The organism is Flavobacterium aquiphilum (genome assembly GCF_027111335.1).
Lineage (GTDB): Bacteria > Bacteroidota > Bacteroidia > Flavobacteriales > Flavobacteriaceae > Flavobacterium > Flavobacterium aquiphilum.
The window spans coordinates 2,585,061-2,611,802 of sequence record NZ_CP114288.1 but is presented as its reverse complement, the minus strand read 5'-3'; the positions used below and the strand labels follow the sequence as shown (position 1 = coordinate 2,611,802).

General features: G+C 33.6%; 25 protein-coding genes. 11 read left to right on the top strand and 14 right to left on the bottom strand.

Annotation, left to right across the window (positions count from 1 at the left end; genetic code table 11):
• Positions 1-31: 31 nt before the first annotated feature.
• The gene (locus OZP12_RS10765) at positions 32-766 is read left to right on the top strand and encodes a YoaK family protein (protein ID WP_281224976.1); all 735 of its coding nucleotides are present in this window, start codon (positions 32-34) and stop codon (positions 764-766) included.
• On the opposite strand, the gene OZP12_RS10760 is transcribed toward OZP12_RS10765, so the two are convergent.
• From OZP12_RS10760 to OZP12_RS10735, 6 genes are all read right to left on the bottom strand, one after another.
• Positions 759-1,724 carry a YeiH family protein gene (locus OZP12_RS10760; RefSeq protein ID WP_281224975.1) on the bottom strand — a complete coding sequence of 322 codons (966 nt, stop codon included), beginning with the start codon at positions 1,722-1,724 and terminating at the stop codon, positions 759-761. The genes OZP12_RS10765 and OZP12_RS10760 overlap by 8 nt on opposite strands.
• Before the next feature lie 72 nt (positions 1,725-1,796).
• Positions 1,797-2,693 carry a LysR family transcriptional regulator gene (locus tag OZP12_RS10755; RefSeq protein ID WP_281224974.1) on the bottom strand — a complete coding sequence of 299 codons (897 nt, stop codon included), beginning with the start codon at positions 2,691-2,693 and terminating at the stop codon, positions 1,797-1,799.
• A 169-nt stretch (positions 2,694-2,862) separates the two neighbouring features.
• Complete coding sequence (locus tag OZP12_RS10750; RefSeq protein ID WP_281224973.1) at positions 2,863-3,156, bottom strand: GIY-YIG nuclease family protein; 294 nt, start codon at positions 3,154-3,156, stop codon at positions 2,863-2,865.
• Positions 3,157-3,287: 131 nt separating this feature from the next.
• A complete protein-coding gene (locus tag OZP12_RS10745) occupies positions 3,288-5,315 on the bottom strand; it encodes a hypothetical protein (RefSeq protein WP_281224972.1) in 2,028 nt (675 codons plus the stop codon).
• Positions 5,316-5,395: 80 nt separating this feature from the next.
• Positions 5,396-6,142: a 3-oxoacyl-[acyl-carrier-protein] reductase gene (gene fabG / locus OZP12_RS10740; RefSeq protein WP_281224970.1), complete on the bottom strand. Its 747-nt coding sequence runs from the start codon at positions 6,140-6,142 to the stop codon at positions 5,396-5,398.
• Between the two features lie 429 nt (positions 6,143-6,571).
• Positions 6,572-7,426, bottom strand: coding sequence for an EamA family transporter (locus OZP12_RS10735; RefSeq protein ID WP_281224969.1), 855 nt, complete (start codon positions 7,424-7,426; stop codon positions 6,572-6,574).
• 170 nt (positions 7,427-7,596) lie between these two features.
• Between OZP12_RS10735 and porX the strand changes: the two genes are divergently transcribed.
• From porX to OZP12_RS10710, 5 genes are all read left to right on the top strand, one after another.
• Positions 7,597-9,150, top strand: a complete 1,554-nt coding sequence (gene porX, locus OZP12_RS10730; RefSeq protein WP_281224968.1) for a T9SS response regulator signal transducer PorX — start codon at positions 7,597-7,599, stop codon at positions 9,148-9,150.
• A gap of 142 nt (positions 9,151-9,292) precedes the next feature.
• Complete coding sequence (gene tsaE / locus OZP12_RS10725; RefSeq protein ID WP_281224966.1) at positions 9,293-9,700, top strand: tRNA (adenosine(37)-N6)-threonylcarbamoyltransferase complex ATPase subunit type 1 TsaE; 408 nt, start codon at positions 9,293-9,295, stop codon at positions 9,698-9,700.
• A 152-nt stretch (positions 9,701-9,852) separates the two neighbouring features.
• Positions 9,853-11,046 carry an alanine dehydrogenase gene (locus OZP12_RS10720; protein ID WP_281229056.1) on the top strand — a complete coding sequence of 398 codons (1,194 nt, stop codon included), beginning with the start codon at positions 9,853-9,855 and terminating at the stop codon, positions 11,044-11,046.
• Positions 11,047-11,082: 36 nt separating this feature from the next.
• A complete protein-coding gene (locus tag OZP12_RS10715) occupies positions 11,083-11,457 on the top strand; it encodes a DUF4258 domain-containing protein (protein ID WP_281224965.1) in 375 nt (124 codons plus the stop codon).
• A gap of 410 nt (positions 11,458-11,867) precedes the next feature.
• Complete coding sequence (locus OZP12_RS10710; protein WP_281224964.1) at positions 11,868-12,944, top strand: IS110 family RNA-guided transposase; 1,077 nt, start codon at positions 11,868-11,870, stop codon at positions 12,942-12,944.
• Between the two features lie 226 nt (positions 12,945-13,170).
• Here OZP12_RS10710 and OZP12_RS10705 read toward each other — a convergent pair whose 3' ends face one another.
• The 4 genes from OZP12_RS10705 to OZP12_RS10690 form a co-directional block, all read right to left on the bottom strand.
• Positions 13,171-14,124 carry a phosphoribosylaminoimidazolesuccinocarboxamide synthase gene (locus OZP12_RS10705; protein ID WP_281224963.1) on the bottom strand — a complete coding sequence of 318 codons (954 nt, stop codon included), beginning with the start codon at positions 14,122-14,124 and terminating at the stop codon, positions 13,171-13,173.
• Positions 14,125-14,259: 135 nt separating this feature from the next.
• Positions 14,260-15,087 carry a Cof-type HAD-IIB family hydrolase gene (locus OZP12_RS10700; protein WP_281224961.1) on the bottom strand — a complete coding sequence of 276 codons (828 nt, stop codon included), beginning with the start codon at positions 15,085-15,087 and terminating at the stop codon, positions 14,260-14,262.
• 229 nt (positions 15,088-15,316) lie between these two features.
• Positions 15,317-16,270, bottom strand: coding sequence for a PhoH family protein (locus OZP12_RS10695; protein WP_281224960.1), 954 nt, complete (start codon positions 16,268-16,270; stop codon positions 15,317-15,319).
• A gap of 144 nt (positions 16,271-16,414) precedes the next feature.
• Positions 16,415-16,687, bottom strand: a complete 273-nt coding sequence (locus OZP12_RS10690; RefSeq protein ID WP_281224959.1) for a hypothetical protein — start codon at positions 16,685-16,687, stop codon at positions 16,415-16,417.
• 129 nt (positions 16,688-16,816) lie between these two features.
• Here OZP12_RS10690 and OZP12_RS10685 point away from each other — a divergent pair, with 129 nt between their 5' ends.
• The 5 genes from OZP12_RS10685 (at position 16,817) to dnaN (ending at position 21,879) form a co-directional block, all read left to right on the top strand.
• Positions 16,817-17,647: an SAM hydrolase/SAM-dependent halogenase family protein gene (locus tag OZP12_RS10685; protein WP_281224958.1), complete on the top strand. Its 831-nt coding sequence runs from the start codon at positions 16,817-16,819 to the stop codon at positions 17,645-17,647.
• Positions 17,648-17,756: 109 nt separating this feature from the next.
• Positions 17,757-18,053, top strand: coding sequence for a putative quinol monooxygenase (locus OZP12_RS10680; RefSeq protein WP_281224957.1), 297 nt, complete (start codon positions 17,757-17,759; stop codon positions 18,051-18,053).
• Between the two features lie 190 nt (positions 18,054-18,243).
• Positions 18,244-18,969 carry a gliding motility-associated ABC transporter permease subunit GldF gene (gene gldF / locus OZP12_RS10675; RefSeq protein ID WP_281224956.1) on the top strand — a complete coding sequence of 242 codons (726 nt, stop codon included), beginning with the start codon at positions 18,244-18,246 and terminating at the stop codon, positions 18,967-18,969.
• Complete coding sequence (gene gldG, locus OZP12_RS10670) at positions 18,969-20,654, top strand: gliding motility-associated ABC transporter substrate-binding protein GldG (protein WP_281224955.1); 1,686 nt, start codon at positions 18,969-18,971, stop codon at positions 20,652-20,654. Before gldF ends, gldG begins: the two co-directional genes overlap by 1 nt.
• A 106-nt stretch (positions 20,655-20,760) precedes the next feature.
• Complete coding sequence (gene dnaN, locus OZP12_RS10665; protein ID WP_281224953.1) at positions 20,761-21,879, top strand: DNA polymerase III subunit beta; 1,119 nt, start codon at positions 20,761-20,763, stop codon at positions 21,877-21,879.
• A gap of 164 nt (positions 21,880-22,043) precedes the next feature.
• Here dnaN and OZP12_RS10660 read toward each other — a convergent pair whose 3' ends face one another.
• From OZP12_RS10660 to OZP12_RS10645, 4 genes are all read right to left on the bottom strand, one after another.
• Entirely contained in the window at positions 22,044-22,625 is a 582-nt protein-coding gene (locus tag OZP12_RS10660) for a porin family protein (RefSeq protein WP_281224951.1), read from the bottom strand.
• A gap of 61 nt (positions 22,626-22,686) precedes the next feature.
• On the bottom strand, positions 22,687-23,463 hold the full coding sequence (locus OZP12_RS10655) for a zinc metalloprotease (protein WP_281224950.1): 777 nt from the start codon (positions 23,461-23,463) through the stop codon (positions 22,687-22,689).
• A 323-nt stretch (positions 23,464-23,786) separates the two neighbouring features.
• Positions 23,787-25,559: a MutS-related protein gene (locus tag OZP12_RS10650; RefSeq protein WP_281224949.1), complete on the bottom strand. Its 1,773-nt coding sequence runs from the start codon at positions 25,557-25,559 to the stop codon at positions 23,787-23,789.
• A 105-nt stretch (positions 25,560-25,664) separates the two neighbouring features.
• The gene (locus tag OZP12_RS10645; RefSeq protein WP_281224948.1) at positions 25,665-26,501 is read right to left on the bottom strand and encodes a universal stress protein; all 837 of its coding nucleotides are present in this window, start codon (positions 26,499-26,501) and stop codon (positions 25,665-25,667) included.
• Between the last annotated feature and the right edge of the window lie 241 nt (positions 26,502-26,742).

Below are 26,742 nucleotides of genomic sequence, written 5' to 3'. Positions count from 1 at the left end.
TTTATGTAAACCCAAAGAAAATAAATTCAAAATGTTTAGACATAAAGGTAAAAACAGGAATTCAAAACACAATTTACGCCTTGCAGTATTATTGTCTTTTGTAGCTGGAATAGTGAATATAACGGGAGTTTTATCTGTAAAGACTCTGACAACCAATGTGACCGGACATTTTGCTTTTTTTGCCGAAGAAGTTACTAAGCACAATTATCAGGCAGCCATTGTCTTTTTAATCTATACTTTATTCTTTTTAGCAGGATCCTTTACTTCTAATTTTTTGGCCGAATTGGTTTCAATAAAGAAATCAGATCTCTTTCATGTAGCACCAATAACAATCGAAATCGTAATTTTAATCTCTTTGGGACTCTTTGGAATGCATCCCAATTTTTATTTATTTGATCAAAAATGGACTGCTTTTGGTTTACTTTTTGCGATGGGAATTCAAAATTCATTGGTAACCAAAATCTCGCAATCTACAGTTAGAACAACGCATTTAACAGGTCTCTTCACCGATTTAGGTATCGAATTATCACAATTGTTTTTCTACAAAAAACCGGAAGAACGAAAAAAACTGAAAACCAGTATTTATCTTCGATTATCAATTATTTCCTTCTTCTTTTTAGGGTGTTTTACAGGAGGGTTCATTTATGGTTTTCTGGTACTCAAAACATTATTTATTGCAGTGTTTTTTCTCTTTGTCGCCCTTTATTATGATTATATCCGATTTAATTTGATTGCTATAAAAAGAAAGAAAATCAATTTTAACTAAAAGACATAATTGCCACCAAAGTCCCAACAGCAATACTTATCCAAAGCAATACACCTTGCAACAAAGGCAATAACCCAACTGATTTCAAAACGCTACTATTCAACCCTGCTCCTATCAAAAACAAAGTAACTGTGAGTCCAATTTTTGCAATTGAAACCAAATAAGGAGTGGCAATCGCAACAGGAGAAAAATAGGTATTACAAATCATTGCTAAAATAAACAATCCAATAAAGTAAGGAATTTTTACTTTGCCAGTTTTATTTTTGAAAACAACCGCAGTTATCAATGCCACCGGAACAATCCATAAAGCTCTCGCTAACTTAACTGTTGTAGCCACTTGAAGGGCTTCTGTTCCATATTTACTGGCTGCACCAACTACTGAACTGGTATCATGAATAGCAATGGCACACCACATACCAAAATCGGTTTGTGACAATTGCAACCAATGACCGATAATAGGAAACACAAACAAAGCAATCGAATTTAGGATAAATATGACTCCTAATGCTACCGAAGTTTCCTTTTCATTTGATTTTATAACCGGTGCAATCGCAGCAATGGCACTTCCACCACAAATAGCCGTTCCGCAAGAGATTAAATGCGATGTTTTCTTCTGAACTTTAAACCATTTTCCCAATAAGCTTCCCAAGGTTATGGTCGCTATTATTGAGCCAATTGTAAAGAGAAAACCTTCCTTTCCGGCCGAAACAGCACTATGGACGTTCATTCCAAACCCTAGACCTACAACCGAAACCTGTAATAATATATTAGTCGCTTTATGATTTAAATGCAAAAAAGGATGCCCGGAAAGATTGCCAACCACCAAACCCAACAATAAAGCTATTGGGGGTGAAATGACAGGAAACAAACAAAGAAACAGCAACAAAACAAAGATAACCTGTTGCAATGTAGTATTGATTCTGATAAAATAAGGTTTGCTTATACTATTGGTTTTCATTTCTGTGGAGCATTTTTGTTTGACAAAGATCTCCATAAAGGAACAAGAAAGCCAATCGTTATAAATAATCCACTATAACTTCAGATTATAATAACTCGAAATGTTTTTTATGAATAATTCAGAAAGGGAATCCGATTTCCCTTGTAATGTAATAATGTAAAAATAACGTTCAATCGTCAAATTATCTACATCTATTATTTGCAATTCATTGTTTTTCAACTCTTTTGAAACAGCATGGATAGACATAAACGCTACGCAATTCGAATTCATCAAATAGGATTTTATACTTTCGGTACTTCCTAATTGCATTTCAATTTGTAATTGATCAATTTTAATATTGAAAGGTTTTAAAGCAAATTCTATAACTTCAAGTGTTCCTGAACCTTGTTCTCGCACAAGAAATTGAAGTGTTTTAAGATCCGCAGGAGCAATTTCCCTCCTCTTGACCAACGGATTATTGGAATTACAAACCAAAACCAATTCGTCCCTAATGAATTGAGTATACTTTATCGATTGATTCTTGGACTGCCCTTCGACAATTCCTATCTCAATTTCTCTGTTTAATAACGCATTTTCAATTTGCTCTGTGTTTCCGTTTAGCAAATTAACTTTAACCGATTCTAATTTCTGGTGAAAACGAGCCAAAAGCGGCGGAATAATGTATTGGGAAATCGTTGTACTCGCTCCTAACCGCAACAAACCTTTGCGTTCATTAATAAACGTACTCATATCAAAGTCGATTTCCCTGTAAATCTCAAAGATATTTTTGGTATGCTTCAATAAGACTTCACCGGCATTCGTCAATGCTATTTTAGAACCGTTTCTCTCAAAAAGTTTGATTTTATATTCTTCTTCCAATTCCTGGATATGCTTAGAAATAGCGGGTTGCGTAATAAACAATTCGGATGCAGCTTTCGTAAAGCTCAATCGTGTAGCGACAGTGAAAAATACTTTTAGTCTAAAATCCATATTTTATTAGCTTATTGTAATTAGAAATTAGAATTAGTTAAAATCTGTAATAAAAATTTCAACTGGAGTGATTTAAAAAAACAGCTATCGTTTTTTTTAAATTGTATCCCGTCAGTTCGAGTAAATTTGAAATACGACAGCTTTTCAAATTATATCGAGAACCGAGTACTTATTTGTCAAATTTCTTTTTAGCCAAATTCACCAAAGCATCAAAATCCCCTTTAATCAAAGCTTCTTTTTTAGCTCTTGACCATTTTTTAATTTGTTTTTCTTTGTCTATCGCTATACCAATATCTGTAAACTCACAATAAAAAACTAACTCTAAAGGTCTACGGTTAGCTGTATAACAATCAGGATAGTATGCACTCACGTGACGAAACAACCTTTGTGTTAAATCACTTGTAACACCAGTATAATAACTACTGTCAGAACATTTCAATATATAAACATAGGACAATTTCATTTCTGAATATATTTTATATATGCTAATTGTAAAAGAAAGCTTCCTTAAAAAGAGTGTTCTCGATACAATTCTCAGAAAAAGCTAATCGCATTTTCTGAAAATTTACTCGAACTGACGCTAAATAATAATCACTATAACATCCCATTATACTTCCTAACAAACCATTCAGTAGAAAGAAAAGCAGCAATCAAAACCAACAGCCATTTCCAATCAATCAAAGGAGATTTGGTTACAACATCTTTCTGAACAGGTTTGTATTCCTCATTTTCCAAAAGTGTTTTTATCAGAGCATCAATTTGGTTTGGATAAAAAGCTTTCCCTTTTGTTTGAGTTGCCAATTGTTTTAGTTTTTGAACATCCGGATTTACAAATTGCTTTTCAATATCGAAATCCAAAATTTCAAAATGCCCAGAATAAGACGTTTTTGAATTCAGTTCTTTTACGGAAAAATTATAACTTCCTGCTGGAAGCCCGTCAAGATTTACTTTATAAATAGTATTTCCTTTCAAAAGGTCATAATTCTTCGTTTGCTTTGTTTGAACGTTTGTTACTGCAATTGTCAGATTCGCTTTTTCGTCAAAGTCATAGTTTTTATTGAAATATTGCGCCGTAATTTCGATTGCTTCTCCTGTATTGTAGAAACTTTCGTGATTGACAACCAATGATTTTTTCGCATTATTCGAAGCCAAATATTGTATTATCTTATTGATGAAAACATCATATTTTTCAAAAGACTGATTGTCAACATGGCTTTGCAAACGCCATTTCCAACTATTTTCTCCAAATAAATAAGCTGTTCTTTTTCCTTGATTTTCAGTAAAAGACAACAAAGGCGCTTTGGTCTCAATATTTCTGATTTTAGCAGAAAGCAATGTATTAACCTCCCCATTCGCAGTTATCGAACCATAATTGTTTTGCAAAGGTGGTAAAGCTTCAAAACCTAAATTATCTACAGCAAAAAGATTAAACTGCGAATCGAAATCAGCTTGATAATCTTCTGACTGACTACTCATTTTAAAAACGAAATTATTTTGCTCTTGATTCAAAAATGAAAAATCAGTGGCTGTCCCAGTAATAATAAACGTATTCAAATTGGCTTTTTTATTAGCTTCAAAAACCGATTTAAAAGCCGATGTCGGTTGATATAAAACAAGAACGTTATAATTCAATAATGTCTTGACATCATTAGGCTTAATTATTTCAACTTTATGCTGTAAGTTAGATTCAATTGCTCTTTTCAAAGCAGCGATATCCGGATGATCAATCGAAGAAACTATTGCAACAGCTGTTTTTTGATCGATAACTTCAACTGCAAAATTTTTAATATTGTTAAAGGCATTCTTTTCAGTTTCTTTGGATTCTAATTTGGCTTTATAAATCTGTAAGCCAACTTTATTTGCAGGTAGCAGCACATTTACAACTGCGGTTTTCTTTGATGGTGAAAAAGAAATACTTTGTCTATTCAATACTTCATTTCCTTGTGTGATACTGAAATTAGCAGTCACATTTTTATCCCCCGAATATTGTAAAAAAACTTCAACAGGAAATTTATTCTTCAAAAAAGCATATCTATTGACATTCAACTGATTAATTTTCAAATCAAAAACCTTAGTTGTATCGCCTAAAACCAATGGATAAACCTTTTTATTCTCATCAAAACTGTAAACATAATCGTTTCCGGTAGTTTGATTTCCATCTGTAATAACAACTGTGGGATAAAAAGCATTTTTATAGATACTTTTCAGGTTTTTGGCCACCAAATCCAAATTTGTTTGATTTCCTTTAAAAGTCAAACTATCTGATTGTTCAAAAGTTGCATCAAAAAGATAAGGCTGCACGTCATATTTTTCCTGAAGAGCGCTATTTGAAGATAATTTCCGAGCCAATTCAGATGCTTTCTCTTTAGCTTTCAAAAAAGAAATAGAACTTGAATTGTCTACCACTATTGGTAATGGTGTCTTGATAATTTCTAATTTACTGGTCGTGATAATTGGATTTATCAAAAGCAACAAAATGAAAAAAATACTCAGAAAACGCAAAAAAGTCAAAAACAAATACACTTTCGATTTGTTTTTGACTTTGTATAAATATTGAAAAAACGACAACCCAGCTGCTATTAATAATGAAAGCAATAATAATAGAATCGTGTTTGTTGTCATAGATTGGATTGTTTAATAGTTTTTAGTTTATAGTTTTTGGTTGCAGAACAATAAACAACAAACTATAAACAATTAAGCTCTTAAGTAAGCATTCCTCCACAAACATTCAATACTTGTCCGGTAACATACGAACTCATGTCTGAAGCTAAGAACAAACAAGCATTAGCAACGTCTTCGGCAGAACCTCCGCGTTTCAACGGAATACCTTCTCTCCATCCTTTTACAACATCTTCGCTTAATTTTGCTGTCATTTCAGTCTCAATAAAACCTGGAGCAATAGCGTTGCAACGAATGTTACGAGAACCTAATTCCAAAGCTACTGATTTTGTAAAACCAATCGCACCTGCTTTTGAAGCAGCATAATTCGTTTGACCAGCATTTCCGGACACTCCTACTACAGAACTAATATTAATAATAGAACCGGCACGTTGTTTCAAGAAAGTTTTTTGAATGGCTTTAGTCATATTAAAAACCGATTTTAAGTTAACATTGATAACTTGATCAAAATCAGCTTCAGACATACGCATTAACAAATTATCTTTGGTAATTCCGGCATTATTTATCAAAATATCAACTGTTCCAAATTCGGCCAAAACTGCATCTACAAAGGTTTGCGCTTCGTTAAAATCGGCAGCATTAGATTGATATCCTTTGGCTTTTACTCCCAAGGCATTTAATTCGTTTTCTAAAGCCTGAGCAGACTCAACTGATGAACTATAAGTAAAGGCTACATTTGCTCCGTTTTTTGCAAAAACTTCGGCAATTCCTTTTCCAATTCCACGACTTGCGCCAGTTATAATGGCTACTTTTCCTTCTAGTAATTTCATGTGTTAATTATATTGTTTTTTTTATTGGTCACAGCTAATTATTTCACCTGTCGCTTTCGCTCGAGTCGCATATCAACATTGGCACAACAACCAATTTATATCAATGCTCATTTCAATTTAGTCAAAATTCTTTTATAAATCCTATGCTACAAAACGTGAAAGAATCCACTTCCATAACATCCGTCAAATATATAATAAAAATGCGGAATGAAAAAAATTACAATTCCAATTTGGGTAATAGCATGTAGATCTCACTAATTAAATAGATTAACAATCACAAACACCTACAAGTAAGCTTTTTGACAGCTTTTTAGCCCGATAAAGCCGATATCCTCGTATCTCGTCTTTTGGGACGAGAGAAGAGATAAAGGCGACAGCGGGAATCCATGTCAACCGATAAAGCCAATTTTTTCGCTCCAAAAACTTATATCAATTCAACTGTGAAGCAACAATAAAAATAACAGCGAATAAGGCCAATAAAAGTCCAATTAAATTAAGCTTGGTAACTTTTTCTTTGAAAACAAAAATCCCAACAAGACTTCCAATCATAATAACTCCCATATTCATTCCTGCAAAAACCGTAGAAGGATTTTGGGCAAATGCCTGATGTGCTTTGAGGTAGAAAAATATGTTTCCAAAATTGAAAATTCCAACCAAACCTCCGAAAATGACACTTTTTAAATCCATTTTGGTTTTTACAAAAAGTATTTCATATCCATTAATAAACACCATTATAATCAATGAAATAGAAAAAAGAACAAATAACGATGTGGTAAAAGGAAGTGAAGATGTCAGGGCTATTTGTTTAAAAAGTAGATCAATTATTCCGAAGCCAAACAATACCAAAGCCGGGTAAATCCATTTACTTTCTTTGTTCTCCCTAGGTTTATCCAAAATAAGTATTATTGCCGGAAATCCAAACATAAGCACAGTCAGCTTAAGTCCACTAAATTGTTCTCCAAAAAACAACGATGCTCCTATAATGGAGATAATCAACGATAATCGTTGGGCAACATCGGTTTTTGCGATCCCCATATGTTTTATCGAAGTCGCGAGAAAAAGAAACACCACAGGCATCAAAAAACCCAACGGAATTAAGATTTTCCATGGCGAAGAACTATCCAAAACGGTTAAATCAGGACTAAAAAACAAATAACAAAGCGCTAAAGCAAACACATAATTGCAGGCAACAATTTGCGCAGAAGGCGTTTTATAAGTCCGGGCAATTTTGAAAATCACCCCTACAGTTACGCTACAAATCACACTCAGAATAAGAAATAACATAGTTCAATTTTTATTTTTCGCAAAAATACTATTTAAAGCCATAATGAGCATTAATTTCTACAGGTTGCAACATCAATTATGACTCAGGGCATTTTTTTTTAATGAATTTTATACTATTTTTAATATTATTTGAGTTCTATAAAAGTAAATTGCACAAAAAACATACTGAAATGGATAAAATAAAAATACTTTGGGTTGACGACGAAATCGATTTGCTCAAACCACACATATTATTTCTGGAGAAAAAAAATTATAGCGTAACTACTTGTAATAATGGACGTGACGCCATAGATATTTTTGATGAAAATAATTTCGACATTGTTTTCCTTGACGAAAACATGCCAGGTATGAGCGGTTTGGACACTTTGTCTGAAATGAAAGAAAAAAAATCTTCGGTTCCGATGATTATGATCACCAAGAGCGAAGAAGAATATATCATGGAAGAAGCTATCGGATCCAAAATAGCCGATTATCTTATCAAACCTGTAAATCCAAACCAAATTTTACTGAGTTTGAAGAAAAACCTTGATAATTCCCGATTGATTTCGCAAAAAACAACTCTGGATTACCAAAAAGAGTTTAGAAAAATTACCATGGAAATGGCAATGGTCAATTCCTATGAAGATTGGGTGGAATTATACAAAAAACTCCTTTTTTGGGAACTTGAATTAGAAGATATTGACGATCAAGGAATGATAGAAATTCTGGAATCCCAAAAAGTAGAAGCTAATTCGCAATTTGGAAAATACATTGAGCGCAATTATGCTGATTGGTTCCAACCTAAAGCAGACAAACCAATACAGTCACATAATTTATTCAAGGAATTAGTCGTACCGGAAATTCAGAAAAAAGATAAACCGGTACTTTTTATCGTTATCGACAATTTACGATACGACCAATGGAAAGCTTTTGAAAGTGTTGTTGCCAATTATTACAAACTTGAAAAAGAAGTTCCTTATTTCTCTATACTTCCAACAGCGACGCAATATGCCAGAAATGCCATTTTCTCAGGATTGACACCACTTGAAATGGAAAAACAATTTCCACAGTATTGGAAAAACGATCCTGAAGAAGGAGGGAAAAACTTGTATGAAGCCGAATTTCTAACTGCCCAAATCAAACGTTTAAGATTAGATTTAAAAGAAGATTATTTCAAAATCACCAACCTCGCCCAAGGGAAAAAACTGGCCGAAAGCTTTAAATCCTTAAAAGACAACGATCTTGTGACTGTGGTTTACAACTTTGTTGATATGCTTTCACATGCCAAAACGGAAATGGATGTAGTAAAAGAACTAGCTTCTGATGACAAAGCCTATCGTTCACTAACATTGAGTTGGTTTAAAAATTCACCTTTACTCGAAATCATTCAACAAGCCCAAAAATTAGGATTCAAATTAATTTTGACTACAGATCACGGTACTATCAATGTCAAAAACCCATCAAAAGTAGTAGGTGATAAAAACACCAGCTTAAATTTACGCTATAAAACCGGCCGCAGTTTGACTTATGAACAAAAAGACGTCTATGCTGTAAAAGAACCTAAAAATATTGGTTTACCAGCGATAAACATGAGTAGTTCTTATATTTTTGCAAAAAATGATTTGTTTTTGGCTTATGTAAACAACTACAATCATTATGTAAGCTATTATAAAAACACCTATCAACACGGCGGAATCTCATTGGAAGAAATGATTATTCCATTTTTGGTTTTCAATCCAAAATAAAAAGTAGTCAATGTTCCGTTTTTTTAACAATCAATTATTAAGAAATTAATAAATTTGGACACTTTAAAACCGATTAAAAAAACGGAATACTAAAATCCGTCGACTAACATTTAAAAGCTGAGCGCAGAATATTAAAAAACAAATGACTACTACATTTTCAATAGCACAACTGGAAGACATTTCCCAACAAATTTTAAAGCAAAATCCTAACAAAGTAATTCTGTTTACTGGGGAAATGGGCGTTGGTAAAACAACTTTAATCAAACAGCTTTGCAAAACTTTGGGAGTTAAAGATGCCACCAGCAGTCCTACATTTTCATTAGTTAATGAATATCAAACAGATAATAATCAAACCATATATCATTTTGATTTTTACAGACTAAACAAAGAAACTGAAGCTTTGGATATGGGAGTCGACGATTATTTCTATTCAGGAAATTGGTGTTTTGTCGAATGGCCAGAAAAAATTGAAAATTTAATTCCGCATCAACACTCAATAATTTCAATCGAATTATTACCAAACGGAGAGCGTTCATTGGTTTTAAAATAGTTTAAAAACACAATTAAAACCAACGAGTAATAATTGCATCTCAACAACTATCACTCGTTATGCCTAAATCAGTTAGTGTGAATTTTACAAATCATTAATGTAAAATTCGATACAATTTTTGTAAATTGTACCAATAATTTATCATGAAATCAATGTCTATAAGTCCATTCACAAAAGAACAATTACTGCCTCAGGAAGAAAAACTGGAAATAGCTAAACACAAAAGCCAACTTTTCATAGGAATTCCGAAAGAGAACAGTTACCAAGAAAGACGCATTTGCCTTACACCTGATGCAGTGAATTCGCTTACCTATCAAGGACATAGAGTAATGATTGAAGCTGGAGCCGGAGTAAGTTCCAGCTACAGCGATAAAGAATACAGTGATGCCGGAGCCGAAATCACACAGGACACTAAAAAAGTCTTTAGTTGTCCGATGATTTTAAAAGTGGAACCGCCAACAGTTTCTGAAATTGAAATGATGAACCCAAAAACCATTTTGATATCAGCCATTCAATTAAAAACACGAAAAAAAACATACTTCGAAGCATTATCTCGAAAAAAAATAACTTCCCTCGCTTTTGAATATTTAAAAGATACTGATGGCTCCTATCCTGCCGTAAAATCATTGAGTGAGATTGCAGGAACCGCTTCGATACTGATTGCAGCAGAGTTAATGATCACCAATGAATTTGGTAAAGGGCTATTGTTTGGCAACATTACAGGAGTAGCTCCAACCGAAGTGGTTATACTTGGAGCAGGAACTGCAGGAGAATTTGCTGCCAGAACCGCTTTAGGCCTTGGTGCCAGCGTAAAAGTTTTTGACAACTCAATAACCAAATTACGCCGTTTGCAAAATAACTTAAACCAACGTATTTTCACTTCGACCATTCAGCAAAAATCTTTATTGAAGGCACTTAGACGTTGTGATGTAGCCATTGGTGCTATGCGGGGACAAGAACGCTGCCCTATTATTGTGACCGAAACTATGGTAGAACACATGAAAAAAGCGGCTGTAATTGTTGACATCAGTATTGACACAGGAGGTTGTTTTGAAACGTCTGAAGTTACAACTCACGAAAAACCAACTTATGTAAAACACAATGTATTGCACTATTGTGTTCCCAATATTCCTTCCCGTTACTCCAAAACAGCTTCGCTTTCCATAAGCAACATCATCACTCCTTATTTATTGCAAATTGCCGAAGATGGCGGAATTGAAAGCGCTATCCGTTGTAATAACGGACTAAAAAATGGGGTTTACCTCTATCATGGTATCCTTACCAACAAAGCCATAGGTGAATGGTTTGATTTACCGGACAACGACATTAATTTAATTGTTTTTTAACTAAACTTTACCCTACCTTTGCGCAAAAATTAGAATATGAACTTCATACAGCGTTTTGCATACTATTTGGTAGGTTTGGTAATGGGATTATTTGTAGTTGCCGCGTTTTTCAGCGGAAAAGACACCCGTTGCAATTATTTTCCAAATGCAAGAGTTTTGAATGATTTGAGAACCAAACCATTCCATTATTCCGATAAAGCTTCCCTAATTTTATCCCAAAAATGGATCGACACTACTGATATCAAAAACACACTTAAACTTGGAGATGTCGATTTTGACCAAAGCAATGTTCCTTACAAAAAGGGAAAATTATACGTTATTGAAGGCAAAACAAGAAAAAATCAGGAAATCATAATCAAAGTGATTAATTACGAGAACAAAGCTGTCCTGGAGGACATTGCTAAAAAATAATTTCATCAAACTCTTCCTCCCGAAGAGTTTTTTTTTGCTTTATCCAAAAAAATAAGGAGCGAAACAACAGGCTTTATCAATAAGCATGGGTTCCTGCTGTTGCCTTTATCTCTCCGCTACGCTACGAGGATACCGGCTCCATCAGGGCTCATATCTTTGACATAGGTTAAAAGTATGAAAACGTATCTTTGAAATAAGAACAAATTAATAAACAAAACGAATTGGCAAAATTCTATCGGGGCGAAATACATCAGCAGATGATATTGTACACATTAGGTTACTCCACTTCGTTTTTATTACATTTCGAGTCACAATAGTACTTAAAGACCTTATTTTGAATTTGGATCTTGTATAAAAAATGAGCAAAGATTTGTGTAATATTTTGTTTATTGAAATTAAATCAAAGAGTTATGAATTTAAAGTATTCTGTTGGTCTTGACGTTTCAAGCAAAAAAATTAATGCCTGTATTAGTGTTATAGATGAAAAACAAAAGGTTATTGTAAAATCCAGTACGATAATACCGAATACATTAAAAGGATTTGCAGTTTTAGAAGATTGGATTTCAAAGCATAAAAAAGAATCAATTCCAGTGGTAATCTGTATGGAAGCTACGGGTATTTATCATGAGAATTGCGCCTATTATCTGTTTGGAAAAGGATTTGACGTTTCTATAATTTTACCCAATAAAGCAAAAAAATATTTAGAAGCCATTGGACTCAAATCAAAGAATGACAGCATTGATGCCAAAGGACTCTCTCAAATGGGAGCTGAACAATGCCTGGAATTATGGCAGCCCATGGGAACCTTTTTTTATCAGTTGCGATTATTGACCAGACAGCATCAAAATGTAGTTGAATTAAAAACGGTTTTAAAAAATCAATTGGATGCTTTGGGATTTGCTATGCATCAATTAGATGCTGTTAATAATCAAATAGAGCAGACGATATCTCTATTTGAAACACAGCTTAAAGAATTGGATAAAGCAATTAAAATGCATTTAAAATCAGATCAGGAAGTTAACAGTAAAGCTGAAAATATATTACAGCTGAAAGGATTAGGAGTTTTAACCCTAAGTACTGTTCTGGCAGAAACTAACGGATTTACATTGTTTAAAAATTACAAACAATTGGTGTCGTATGCAGGATATGATGTGGTTGAAGCCCAATCGGGAACACGGGTAGGGAAAACAAAAATATCAAAGCGGGGGAACTCCCGGATAAGAAGAGCTTTGCATATGCCTTCTTTAGTGGTTATTCAATGCGGGGTAAAACCATTTAAAGATTTATTCGATCGGACTTATGAAAAACATGGTATAAAGATGAAAAGTTATGTAGCCGTGCAAAAGAAACTCTTGACAATGATTTATCATTTATGGAATAAAAATCAGGCTTACGATAAAGATTATCAGTTGAATATCCAAGAAGATGAGCAAAAGTTTTTCTCTCGGGCAATTGGCTTCGAAGAAGACACAATGGCAAAAAAATAGCCCCAATAAATTGAGGCTACACAAGGTAAACATCCAGTGAATAATCGCAAGAAGCTTCCTCTCGGTCTTACAAATATAGAAAAAATAGCAAAATAAATTAGGAATTGAAGATAGTACCTAAAAAGCAGGCATTACCGCTTTTTTTGGAATCAATTTTTAACTTTTTTAATAAAAAAAAACCATAACTCAAAACTGAATTATGGCTTTAAAATATTTTAAAAATCAACTATCTGCTTGCTAAATAAGCCAAAACATTTTTCTCGATTCTTTCATTAATATTCGAAATATCAGCTTTTACAAATTTTTCGCCGATAATATTTTCATACAATTCAATATAACGATCCGAAACAGATTCGATGTATTCATCACTCATATCAGGAATTTGTTGACCTTCCTTACCTTGAAAACCGTTTTGAATCAACCAACGTCTCACAAATTCTTTCGACAGTTGCTTTTGTTCTTCACCATTCTTTTGTCTCTCTTCATATCCCTCAGAATAAAAATAACGGGAAGAATCCGGAGTGTGTATTTCGTCAATCAATACAATAACACCATCTTTAGTTTTTCCAAATTCGTATTTGGTATCCACCAAAATCAAACCACGACTAGCGGCGATTTCTGTTCCTCTTTGAAATAAAGCACGAGTATATTTTTCCAAAACCAAATAATCTTCTTCGGTAACTATTCCGTTAGCCAAAATAGCTTCTCTTGAAATATCAGCATCATGCTCACCGTTATCTGCTTTTGTAGTTGGCGTAATAATTGGCTCCGGAAATTTATCGTTCTCCTTCAATCCTTCAGCCATTGTCACACCGCAAATCTGTCTTTTGCCTAGAGCATATTCACGAGCGGCATGTCCGGAAAGATATCCACGAATTACCATTTCTACTTTGAAAGGTTCACACAAATGACCAACTGCAACACTTGGATCTGGTGTAGCAACCAACCAATTAGGTACAATATCTTTGGTCAATTCCATGAACTTTGTGGCAATTTGGTTCAAAATTTGTCCTTTGTATGGAATTCCTTTTGGCAAAACCACATCAAATGCAGATAATCTATCAGTAGCTATCATTACAAGTAAATCGTTATTAATATTGTAAACTTCCCTTACTTTCCCGCGATATACTGATTTTTGACCCGGAAAATTAAAATTGGTAGTGGTAATCGTATTGCTCATTTGTAGTGTGTTGTTATTTTTATGGATGCAAATTTAAAATTAATTACTAGAGAACGCAAGAAAAACAAAAAGTTATGATTAAAACAGTAATACCTTTTCGAAGCAAAAAAATGAATTCTAAAAAATCTTTTGCATTTATTTAACCGAAATACTAAATACTTCTAAAGCTTCGCTTAAATATCGGGCTACACCATCTTCATTATTATTCGAAATCACTTCCAGATGAGGCAATTTGTTTTTTAAATTCTCAGGGGCATTCCCCATAATTAAACCAATTCCGGCAGCATCAAGCATTCTTTCATCATTAAAACCATCGCCAAACGAAATGGCTTCTTCGAAAGAGTAGCCTTCTTTTTCTAAAATCTTTGCAATGGCAACACTTTTATCAACCGATTTATCCATAAATTCCAAACAAATAGGCAAACTAAAAGCATGATGAAAATCGTCGGAATGATTCTCTAGAATTTGATTTTTTAATTTAACCAATTTTTGATGATCTTCATGTGTGAAAAATATTTTTATTGCACTATAATCTTCCAATTCAGAAAAAACTACCACTTCTGGTGGATAGGCCAAATCTTTTTGAAAAGCATTTAGCTTTTTATTGGTTTTGGAAGTTTGCCAAACAGTTTCTTTGAAAATAACTGTGGTAATTTCCGGATCGATATCCAATGACAAAATCGATTTTACGGCATCCGATTTTAAGTTATAAGAATACAAGAGTTCTTTTTGAGGTGAATGAATTCTTGCTCCATTTGAAGTCACTAAATAAACGGGAAGTTCTAAACTACTGATGATTGCCATTGCATCCATGTGGTGACGGCCAGTTGCAACAATAATAAGATAATTCTGTTTATGTAATTCCTGAAAAACAGATTTGGTATAGGCTGATATAGTGTGATCTGAGTTAAGTAATGTACCGTCTAAATCGCTAATTACTACCTTTATTTTTTTCTTCGACATTATATTTTCAATTTCATTTTTAACTTCACCCAAATTTATCGCTTTCCAAGAAGATACCCAAAAAGTTCCCCAGATATAAACCGCTCTTAACTCAATTATATCGATATATTAACTTTAATTGGTAAATCAGATACTGAATTGACAATCTTCTCAATTTTACAAAGAAAAAGGAGAAACTCTGTAATTGAGATCCTCCTTTTTAAATTTGATTTTACTATTAAATCTTCATTTAATAATCGTTATTTTCAATTTGTTTATAAGCATCGATTACTTTTTTAACCAATCGATGGCGTACAATATCCTTATCATCCAAGTAAATAATACCAATTCCGTCAATGTCCTTCAAAACCAACAAGGCTTCTTTAAGTCCTGAAATTGTTCTTCTAGGCAAATCTACCTGACCAGGATCACCTGTAATCATGAACTTTGCGCTTTTTCCCATACGGGTCAAAAACATTTTCATTTGCGAATGGGTAGTATTTTGGGCTTCATCCAAAATCACAAAAGCATGATCTAGTGTCCGTCCACGCATGAAAGCCAAAGGTGCAATTTGAATAATTCCTTTTGAGATATAATCTTCCAATTTTTCATTAGGCAACATATCCCTTAAAGCATCATACAAAGGCTGCATATAGGGATCCAGCTTTTCTTTCATGTCTCCCGGAAGAAAACCAAGATTTTCTCCAGCTTCAACCGCTGGCCGGGTCAAAATGATACGTTTAACTTGTTTCTCCTTCAACGCCTTTACAGCCATGGCAACACCTGTATAGGTCTTTCCGGTACCGGCTGGACCAACAGCAAAAACCATATCGTTTTTGTTTAATGTATCAACCAGTAATTGCTGATTAGGAGTCATCGCTTTGATGATTTTCCCTCCTACCCCATGAACCAATATTTTGTCATGGTCAAAAGCTTTTCTATCATCCTGATCATCGCTCTGAATTACTCTTTCGATTACATTATCGTCTATAGTGTTGTACCTTGTAAAATGCAACATTAGACGCTGAAACCGCTTTTCAAATTCGTCGAGAACATCTTTATCTCCAAAAGCCTTTAGAGTAGTTCCCCTTGCGACGATTTTAAGTTTTGGATAATATTTCTTGATTGACTCTAAGTGTGAGTCCTGAGTGCCCCAAAAATCTTTTGGAGCAATGTCGATGAGCTCGATTATTCTTTCGTTCAAAATAAGAAGTTTTTAAGTTAATAAATTGAGTTTAAATCAATTTTAATATTTACGCTGCGGTATTCCATCGCAGTTTTTAATTTCTAAATCAGTAAATAACACTAAAAAACATCTTTCTAGAATTTTGGTCATTCTAGTTCTAAATTATACGTTGGCTTTAAATTTTTTTAACATAGATTCATTCAATAAATCGGAAGTTTTGATAGCTAAAATTTCACAAAGATTGTTTTTGATAAGTAAATCAATCTCAGTTTCATTTATATCTTTGTTCGTCAAAGCTTCTATTTTTCCTTTTTTTACGTTGACTGACTCACCAAAAACTTTAGATTTATCTGTTGTGGTATTTGATAAACCGTTTTGGCCAAAAGAATGCAGACTACAAAAGAAAAGAAATAAAATAAAAATAAACTTAGGCATAAATTTTTGTTTTTAATTCTAATGAAATTCTGTTCAAATAAATTGTAAAATATTCTAGATTTGCATATTTCAAATTTAGTAAAAAAAAAGTTTCATTGCCCACAAAGTACAATAGTTATAAACAATTTTATGTCAATAATTACCCTTACTACCGATTATGGCCTGAAAGATCACTTTGTTGGTGCGTTAAAAGGTAAAATATTATCCGAGCATCCTGAGGCTACAATTGTTGACATTTCCCATTATATCGACCCTTTCAATACAGCAGAAGCCAGCTACATCATTTCGGCCTCTTACAATAGTTTCCCGAAAGGAACTGTTCATATCATTGGTGTCGATTCTGAGTTTAACAAAGAAAATCAACATGTTGTCATGCAATGGAACGATCATTTTTTTGTTGCAGCTGACAATGGAATATTGAGTATGCTTTCGCAAAAAATTATTCCTCAAAAAATAGTAGCCATTACCATTCACGACCGATTACACAACGATGCAACCGATTTGGATGTTTTTGTAAAAGTAGCTTGTCATATCGCAAGAGGCGGTGTCCTCAATGTTATTGGAAAAGAAATCCAAAACCTAAAACAAGTAACCGATTTACAGGTAACTCTTTCGGATGACGGGAATCAACTAAAAGGAAATGTAATTTATATTGACCATTTTGGGAATGTGGTAACCAATATTACCAAAAAGCAGTTTCTGGAAACTGCCAAAGGAAGGGATTACGAAATCACATACAGAAATCAATCTATCAAAACTATTTTGCCTTATTATTCAGCCATTGCAAGTTCTGATAAATATCCTGTAAAATATTATGAAGGTCAAAAATTGGCTATTTTCAATGAAGCCGGTTTTCTCGAAATTGCTATTTTCAGAAGCAACCCTTTAACTGTAGGATCAGCCAGTACTTTACTCGGACTTAATTATAGAGATGTGGTTTCTATTCAATTTAAAAGCTAAGTACTAAGAATCGAGTATTAAGATTTTAAAAATAGAAATATAGAACAAAGAAAACACCTAATTTATCACATCTAAAATCAAAAACCCTTAATCAGAAATCTAAAATCAAATGTTTGTACGAATAGTAAAACTGAGTTTTCATGAGGAAAATATTCCTGCCTTTCTGGAAAACTTCAACTTAATGAAAAATCAAATTCGAAATGCTCCCGGAAATCGTTTCCTCGAATTGTATCAGGACAAAAACAATAAGAGTATTTTCTTTACCTATAGTTATTGGGAAACAGAAGCTGATTTAGAAAATTATAGAAATTCTGAACTTTTCGATAAAGTATGGACATTTACCAAGCAATTATTCAATGCTAAACCCGAAGCTTGGAGTGTCGATAAATTAGTGAGTTTAGAATAGATAATTTCAGATGTCAGATTAAAAAACTTACTATATTTGCATCCTTCTGACAAAAACGACAATAAATCTTAATGCCTTTACGGCAACAAACAAATATGAAATCGCCATTAACAGCAAGTTTGCGCAAGCAAACACCGATGAGTAAAATGGCGATACCATATGTGACCTATAATAAATAAATTTTACACATATGAAATCAATCGTATTTCGCGAAATAAAATCCTTTTTTGGTTCTCCAATCGGGTATTTGGTAATCGCTCTTTTCTTGATTGGAAACGGATTATTCCTTTGGGTTTTCGAAGGAGATTACAATATTTTAAATACTGGTTTTGCTGATTTAACACCATTTTTCACTTTGGCTCCATGGATCTTAATTTTCTTAATTCCCGCAGTAACCATGCGCAGTTTTTCGGATGAAAAAAAACAAGGAACGCTCGAATTATTGCTCACAAAACCTATTAGTATCTGGGAAATTGTAAACGGAAAATTCTTAGGTGCTTTTCTACTAATACTTATGGCTATTATTCCAACCGTTATTTATGTCGAAGTGGTTTCGAATTTAGGTTCACCCGAAGGAAATCTTGACATAGGAAGTACTTTGGGCTCTTATTTTGGATTATTGTTCTTAATAGCCGCTTATTCAGCTATTGGAATCTTTACTTCATCGGTTTCAGAGAATCAAATTGTTTCCTTTATAATCGCTGTTTTCCTGTGCTTCTTCCTCTATTTTGGATTTCAAGGATTAGCTTCCGTTTTACCAAGTTTTTCTTCTTTGATTTCCTATTTTGGAATGCAGGATCATTACAAGAGTATGAGCCGTGGCGTTATAGACACCAGAGACGTGATTTATTTCGTTAGTATTGCCGTTTTATTTCTTTCGTTCACAGTGTTTAATCTAAAATCTATTAAATCGTAATGAAAGCATTCAATATAAAAAATGTCAAATCGGTATTGATAACTGTTGCGGTTGTATTGGTTTTAAACATTGCAAGCAATTTTATTTTTCATCGTTTTGATTTAACTCAAGATCATCGTTATACCCTATCCCCTACAACTTTAAAGATTCTTAAAGATGTAAAGAATCCTTTATCCATAAAAGTATATCTCCAAGGAGAATTACCTGCCGAATTCAAACGATTACAATTGGAATCCAAACAACTTTTGGAAGAATTTCAAGCCTATAATTCTAATATCATCATCGAATTTGTGGATCCTTTGGAAAACAAAGACGAAAGTATGGAGAATATTAAAGAGTTATACCGAAAAGGGCTTACTCCAATAAATATTACCGTTGACGACAAAGGAAAGCAATCACAATCGATGGTTTTCCCTTGGGCAATTGCTGTTTACAACAATAAAGAAGTTAATATTCCGCTGTTGAAAAACATTATGGGGGCGAATACCACTCAAAAAGTGATTGGTTCCGTTCAGCATCTTGAATATTCTATTTCAGATGGAATCAATAAAATTTCCAAAAACAAACAAAAGAAAGTTGCCATCATTAAAGGAAATGGTGAACTTCAGGAACGATACATTGCTAAATTCCTGTTGCAGGTGCGCGAAAGTTATTTCATTGCTCCTTTTACTTTGGATTCAGTTGCCAAAAATCCTAATGGAACATTAAAATTATTACAGGATTATGATTTGGCTGTTATTGCAAAACCAACTGAAGCTTTCTCCGATGAAGAAAAACTGGTATTGGACCAATTCATTATCCACGGAGGAAAAACGCTTTGGCTTGTTGAACAAGTCAATGCCGAAATGGACAGTTTATACAATCCGTCAGGAGCAACTTTGGCTTTCCCAAAAGACTTAAACCTTAATGATATGCTCTTCAAATACGGAGTGCGTATCAATCCGGACTTGATTAAAGATGAACAAGGAAGCCCTATAAAACTGGCTAGTGGTGAACAAGGAAGCGGAACCCAATATCAGGATTTTATCTGGAAGTTTGCACCACAAGTTTATCCTACCAGCAAGCATCCGATTGTTAAAAATCTGGGAGGAATCAAATTTGATTTTGCAAATGCGATTGACACATTGAAAAACGGAATCAAGAAAACAGTTTTATTACAATCTTCCCCATATTCCAAAAAAATTGGAACACCGGTACCTATCAGCCTGAATATGGTTTCTGAAAAAACTTCTCCTGCTGATTATCTTAATAAAGGAAATATACCAATGGCGGTTTTACTGGAAGGCTCTTTTCATTCGATGTTTCAAAACCGTGTTCTGCCTTTTGAAGAAAAATCATTCCAAACCGAAGGAAAAGAAAGCAAAATGATCGTGATTTCGGATGGAGATATTATTAAAAACCAATTGGACAAACAAGGACAACCGGTAGAATTGGGCTATGACCAACGATCTGGAAACTTATACGACAACAAAGATTTTATGATGAATTGTGTCAATTATCTATTGGATGACACCGGACTTATTAACATTCGAAGTAAAGATTTAGATTTGCCTTTGCTTGATAAAGAAAAAGTGTATGAAAACTATACCTATACACAATTCATAACTATCGGGCTTCCAATCTTAATCCTAACCCTTTTTGGCCTTGGATTTACATTTCTGAGAAAAAGAAAATACAGTAAATAGATGTTAATAAAAAATTTGCAATACTAGAATAGTTTACAATATATTTGTAAAGTGTATTTTAAATTTTGGTTCAAAAAAAGTACATCATTAAAACAAAACAATACAGATGAAATTTATAGTATCGAGTTCGTACTTATTAAAACAATTACAAGTTTTAGGTAGCGTTATCAACAATAACAATACTTTACCAATTTTGGACAACTTCTTATTTGAATTAAATAATAACGAATTAACTGTTTCGGCATCCGATTTGGAGACTACTATGTCTGCCTCATTATCTATCGATTCTACCAGTAAAGGAAGTGTTGCTGTACCTGCAAAATTATTATTGGAAATCCTTAAAACCTTTCCGGAACAGCCTTTAACTTTTACTGTAGAAGAAAACAGTACTATAGAAATCAGTTCCAATTCAGGAAAATATGCTTTGGCGTATGCTCCGGGAGAAGAATTTCCAAAATCTGTAAACTTAGACGAACCATCTGTAACACTTGTTCCTGCTGATGTTTTGGCAACTGCAGTTAGCAAAACCATCTTCGCTGCAGGAAATGACGACTTGCGTCCGGTGATGTCTGGAGTTTTCTTCCAATTTTCTCCAGAAGGCTTGATTTTTGTGGCAACAGATGCACACAAATTGGTTAAATACGCACGCTCTGATGTAAAAGCATCACAAGTGGCTGAGTTTATTATGCCAAAAAAACCTTTGAACATTTTAAAAAGTATCTTAAGCACCTCTGATGCTGAAGTAAAAATAGAATACAACGATTCGAATGCAACTTTCTCTTTTGACAACTACATCTTATTATGTCGTTTAATTGATGGAAAATATCCGAATTACGAAGCGGTTATCCCAAAAGAAAACCCTAACAAATTAATGATGGATCGTTCTCAATTGTTGAGTTCAGTACGTCGTGTTGCTATTTTCTCTAACAAAACAACACACCAAATTCGTTTGAAAGTAGCAGGAGCCGAATTAAACATTTCTGCTGAAGATATCGACTACTCAAACAAAGCAGAAGAAAGATTGACTTGTGATTATCAAGGAGACGATATGCAAATCGGTTTCAACTCCCGTTTCTTAACTGAAATGTTGAACAACTTGCAATCAGATATGATAATGCTCGAAATGTCATTACCAAACAGAGCTGGAATTCTAACCCCAATTGACGGATTAGAAGATGGCGAAACCGTAACAATGCTTGTAATGCCAGTTATGCTAAACAGCTAGTTACCACAAAACACTAAACTAACCAAAACCAATTTTTATATCTGAAAAGACCGAAATTCCTAACCAGTTTTTTGGTCTTTTTTCTTTTCACCAAAATCAAAAAAGGATTTGACTTATGAATTATCAAATCCTTTTTCTTGTTTATTATAAAAATAGAATTGGCACTATAAATCAAATCCAACATAAAATTGCCAAACTCGATTATATGCTTTACTGCTATCATATAAATCTCCTAAACCTAAATGATAACGTGCTCCAAAACTTATATTAGAATTCATTTTAAATCCTGCACCAAAATTCATTCCCCAATCAAAACTATCTGGGTTATACTCCTGGGAACTACTAAAAAATCCATCATATTCTTCTTTATGCTTAATAGCTAACCCAATTTGCGGACCAACTTCCAAAAAGAAATTCTTTGAAGGATAAGCTTTAAGCATTACTGGAAAATTGATGTAATCTAATTTTTGTTTGAAAGTTCCGCTGGCATCTTTTATCTCATATCCTTGCTGTGAATACAATAATTCAGGTTGGATAGAAAAGTTTTCACTGATAAAAGATTCTCCGTAAACCCCAATATGAAATCCATGACGCCGATCTGTTTCGCCGTCGCCATCAAAACTTACTGAGGCCAAATTGTAGCCTCCTTTTATTCCTCCACTCATTTTACGATTATAATTTTGCGCTTGAGATACTGTTATTCCCCCAAAAACTAAAGCTATTGCTAAGTAGGTTGCTTTTTTCATGCTTTTTTGTTTTCTGTTTTAAATTTCTAATTTCTGTGTTCTAATTTCTATATTCTAAATTTTACTTTCCTCCATTAGCTTTTAAGTCGGCTAGGCATTGGGAATCCAATTTTGGAACCGTTCCACCTGAGACCATATTACCAATACTGCTTCCAGATTCTGAATCCCAATACATCAAACAACTTTGTACATTGCAATGTTTGGCATGAACAGTATCTTCGTGATTAGTTTGCATTTTTGCTCCCAAATTAACCAACCCAAGTATGTGGCCAAATTCATGCTCGATAACAGTCGTTTCCAATAAACTTCTATTGGGTTCAAATGGACTATCACTCAATCCTTGAATCGTTTTTTCAAAAATTACAAAAGAAGTATTTCGGTAAGCCGTTCCCAGAATATAGGAAGTACTCGTATTACTGGACGACGCTCCATCAACGAAAAAAGCCCAGACAGCAATTTGGTTTGAAGAATTGTATTCGGTTCTGTTGGCATCTTCAATCGCAACAATATCCTGATTGGTAAACGTCGCCTTTCCCGGTGAGGCAATAGGCTTTTTTACAACATTTATTCCAAGAGGTTTATTCACTCGTTCAGTCAAAAAAGCAACAAAATTATTGATTGCTGTTGCTGAAGGCTCATACCCCTGAACATAAGCCACTTCGATGACCATACTTTTGAAAGTATCATCAGCCAATAAATCATGGGAAGATGCCCCTAAAGTTTTTTGATTATTGGCAACTGGATTTCCACCCACTGTCATTTCACCTCCATCATCTTCTTTCGAACAAGAAATGATTAAGACAAAAAACAGTATCAAAGTAATAATTTTTCCTTTCATCTTTTCATTATTAATTAAAAACAGCAGTCCTCAAAATCAATAATAATTACAAAAAAAACTTCAAATCAATATTGCTTGATATCGATGTTTGTTTAATGTATCTAAGAAGTGTTGAGATGTAGATTACAACACTTGCTATTGTAATAAACTCAAATTAGAAGTTAAAATTGTGGCAGGGAAGCTCATTTTAGACAATAATAATGTTAATAGAAGAACAAAAAAATATTTCTATTCTCACTTAAATTATTAAAATTCAATATTTTAAATACAATTTTTAAAAGGAAATTTCTACCAAGGATAAATATTTGAAATAAATTACTTTTTTAAATAACTCCCATCTTTTTCATCAGGAAAGTAGCACTTTTATTTTTGCAAATACCTTCACGAAGTTTGTAATCAAAATGCAATTCATTGTTGAAAATTTCAACTTCAAAACATTTGTTGGTAAGAATATCTGGAAATTCATTAGTAGTCAAACACACTTCTATATCGTGTGTGGCGATGGCTCCGATTGCTTTTTTGTCAATTACTTTTTTGACCACTTCAATGGTTCCATTTCGTTTATCATCAGAATTAGTCCCACGCAGAATTTCATCCAAAAGGACAAAAGCAGGTCTTATTTCCAATTCATCCATGATTTGCTTTAATCGTTTGATTTCAGCAAAGAAGTAAGATTCGCTGTCAGATAACGAATCTGAAAGTCGCATAGAAACCAAAACAGGAAGTGGATGCACATTTGCCTGACTCGCACAAACAGGAGAGCCAATCCCCGAAAGTACCATGTTAATTCCTAAACTGCGCAGGAAAGTGCTCTTGCCGGACATATTGGATCCCGTCAAAATCATGAAAGATTGCGGATAAAACTGCACCTCATTCCCTACCCTTGTTTTCGGGTTCAATAAAGGATGGCTTAAATTAGAAAAATCAATTTTAAAATCAGAATTCAATGTAGGAAATACAAAATCTGGATTATTATACGAGAAATTTGCCAAACTGTTTAGCATTTCAAATTCGCCAATGACCTCCAACCATTCTTTCAAAACAGGAGCGTGTTCTTTTTTCCAAGCAATCATTGATTTTAAAACATGAAGATTAAAAAGAAATGTTCCGTTAAACAATAAAGCAGTAACAAAATTCCCGATAGTTTCCATATTAGAAAACAACTCTGCTAGTTTTTTAAGATGTGCACTAGCCTTTTGGTTTTTAAAGTTTAATTTTTGTTGCAAATCTTTCAGTTTCTTCGACTTAAAATTTTCGTTTTCAATTTTTTGAACCAACAAGCTGTATTGACTGATTATTGTATTGATATTTTCGGATTGAGCAATTTCCATTTGAATCCGCTTTGTAAAATTCCCTAAAATCATCAAATTGCAAACAAACAGAAATGATAAATAAGAAAGAAAAGTCGTATTTGAAGTTATCATATACCCCAGAAAACAACATAAAAGCAGCCCTGGAAACAAATATGAAATAATGACAGCTCCTTTAGACAAAGGCTTACTATTAAAGACACTCCACTGCAACAGGGTTTTATAAAATCCTTCAGAGTCTTGACCTACTTTGGTAATTGCCAAAAACTCCTGTCTCCAATTCAGCTTCTCCTTTAATTCCTTTACAGCCTGCTGATTTTCCAGTATTTCTTCATTCGGCAAAAGCGTCAATAATTGCTTTGCCAACGTTTTTTTTCCAATAAAAGTGGCAGTTCTGTTTAGGTTTTGAAATAAAGAATGTTCTCCAAAAATATCCAAATCATAAGCATACGGATGATGAAAGTCATTGAATTCGGATCCATTTTCAAAAGGAATTGATTTTCGCTCCAAATAAGCTATTTCATTCTCGTTGATTGCTACCAATGCACTTTTTATCTTTTTTTGAAAAGACAATTTCGAATGGATTCGCATCAAAACGAGAAAACCGGAAAACAACGCTATTGCCGTGGCAACAAACATTGATTCTCCGGTTTTTATGTAATAGTATAAGCTTACTAATAACAGTAAACCACTTATCAATCTGATAAAACTAATTGTATTGTATTTGGCATTTATTTTCTTTAAATCCTCAGAATAGTTTTGACTATTGCTTTTATATATATCCATCGTTTATTGTAATGATATACAAATGTAGGGAATCACAATTTCAATATCAATTACAATATCAATTCTAAAATCCTAAATCTAAAATCCTAAATCTGTAATCTAAAATCAACCTTCTTCATGCATCGCCAATACGGGAACAACTGAAGTATTGGATACTTTTTGAGTCAGGCTTGGACTAAACAATTCGGAGAAGAAATTTCGTTTATGGGTTATCATCGCCAAAATATCAATGTTTTTATGAGATACAAAATCCATAATAGTTTCTTTGACCAAATCACTATTTATGATTGTGAACTTAACAGGTTCTTTTTCAAATTCGGTTTTCCATTGGTTTATTGTCTCATCTGAAACATCAGACTTATTGGTTTTTACATACAAACAGTTTACTTCGGCTAATGTTTTTTTGGCGATTTTGATGACTTGTTTCAGTGGTGCTTTGTCTTTCTCCCTGAATCGAGTGGTAAAACCAATCGTTTTAATCTTATCGTATTGTGCCTCAGCGGGTACACTAAGAACGGGGACATCGACAGCAGTAACGACGGAACCCGTGTTGGAACCAACAAAAAACGATTCCCAACCCGTAGCACCTGAAGTTCCCATCACAACAAAATCAATATTTTCTTCTTTGACGACTTGTTTAATTGCATAAATTAAATCACCGTCCATAAGTTTATGACTTAGTTTAATGTGATCCAGGTTTCTTTTCTTTGCCAGTTCACGAAGTTTGGGGATTTCCTCTTTGAACATATCAAATTGTGCCAATTGTAAAGAATCAAAAATAGTATAGTAGTTATCCGGAATAAATTGATTATCGACAATAGGCAGTTCGAAAGTATGCAATAACAAAAGCTCTCCTTTTACAATTTTTGCAAATTCCAATGCGTGGATAAAAGCGTTATTAGCTACTTCAGAAAAATCGGTGGGAAATAAAATCTTTTTCATTTTGAGTGAATTATAGGTTAAATTTTGAAAAACTACTCGTTTACTATTTTGATTCTCTTACCAAATAATCGCAGGAACTTCCTTTTTGCACGATTACTTGTTGTTTTGCAGATTTTGCGTGAGGGATGGCAGGAAGCTACCGAAGTAGCCCGAACAGCCCGACGCAGTTGAGCAAAGGGGCGTATAAACGTTTTGTATAAAGCCCCTTTGCTCAACTGGGGCACGCCCAAATTTTAAAAAT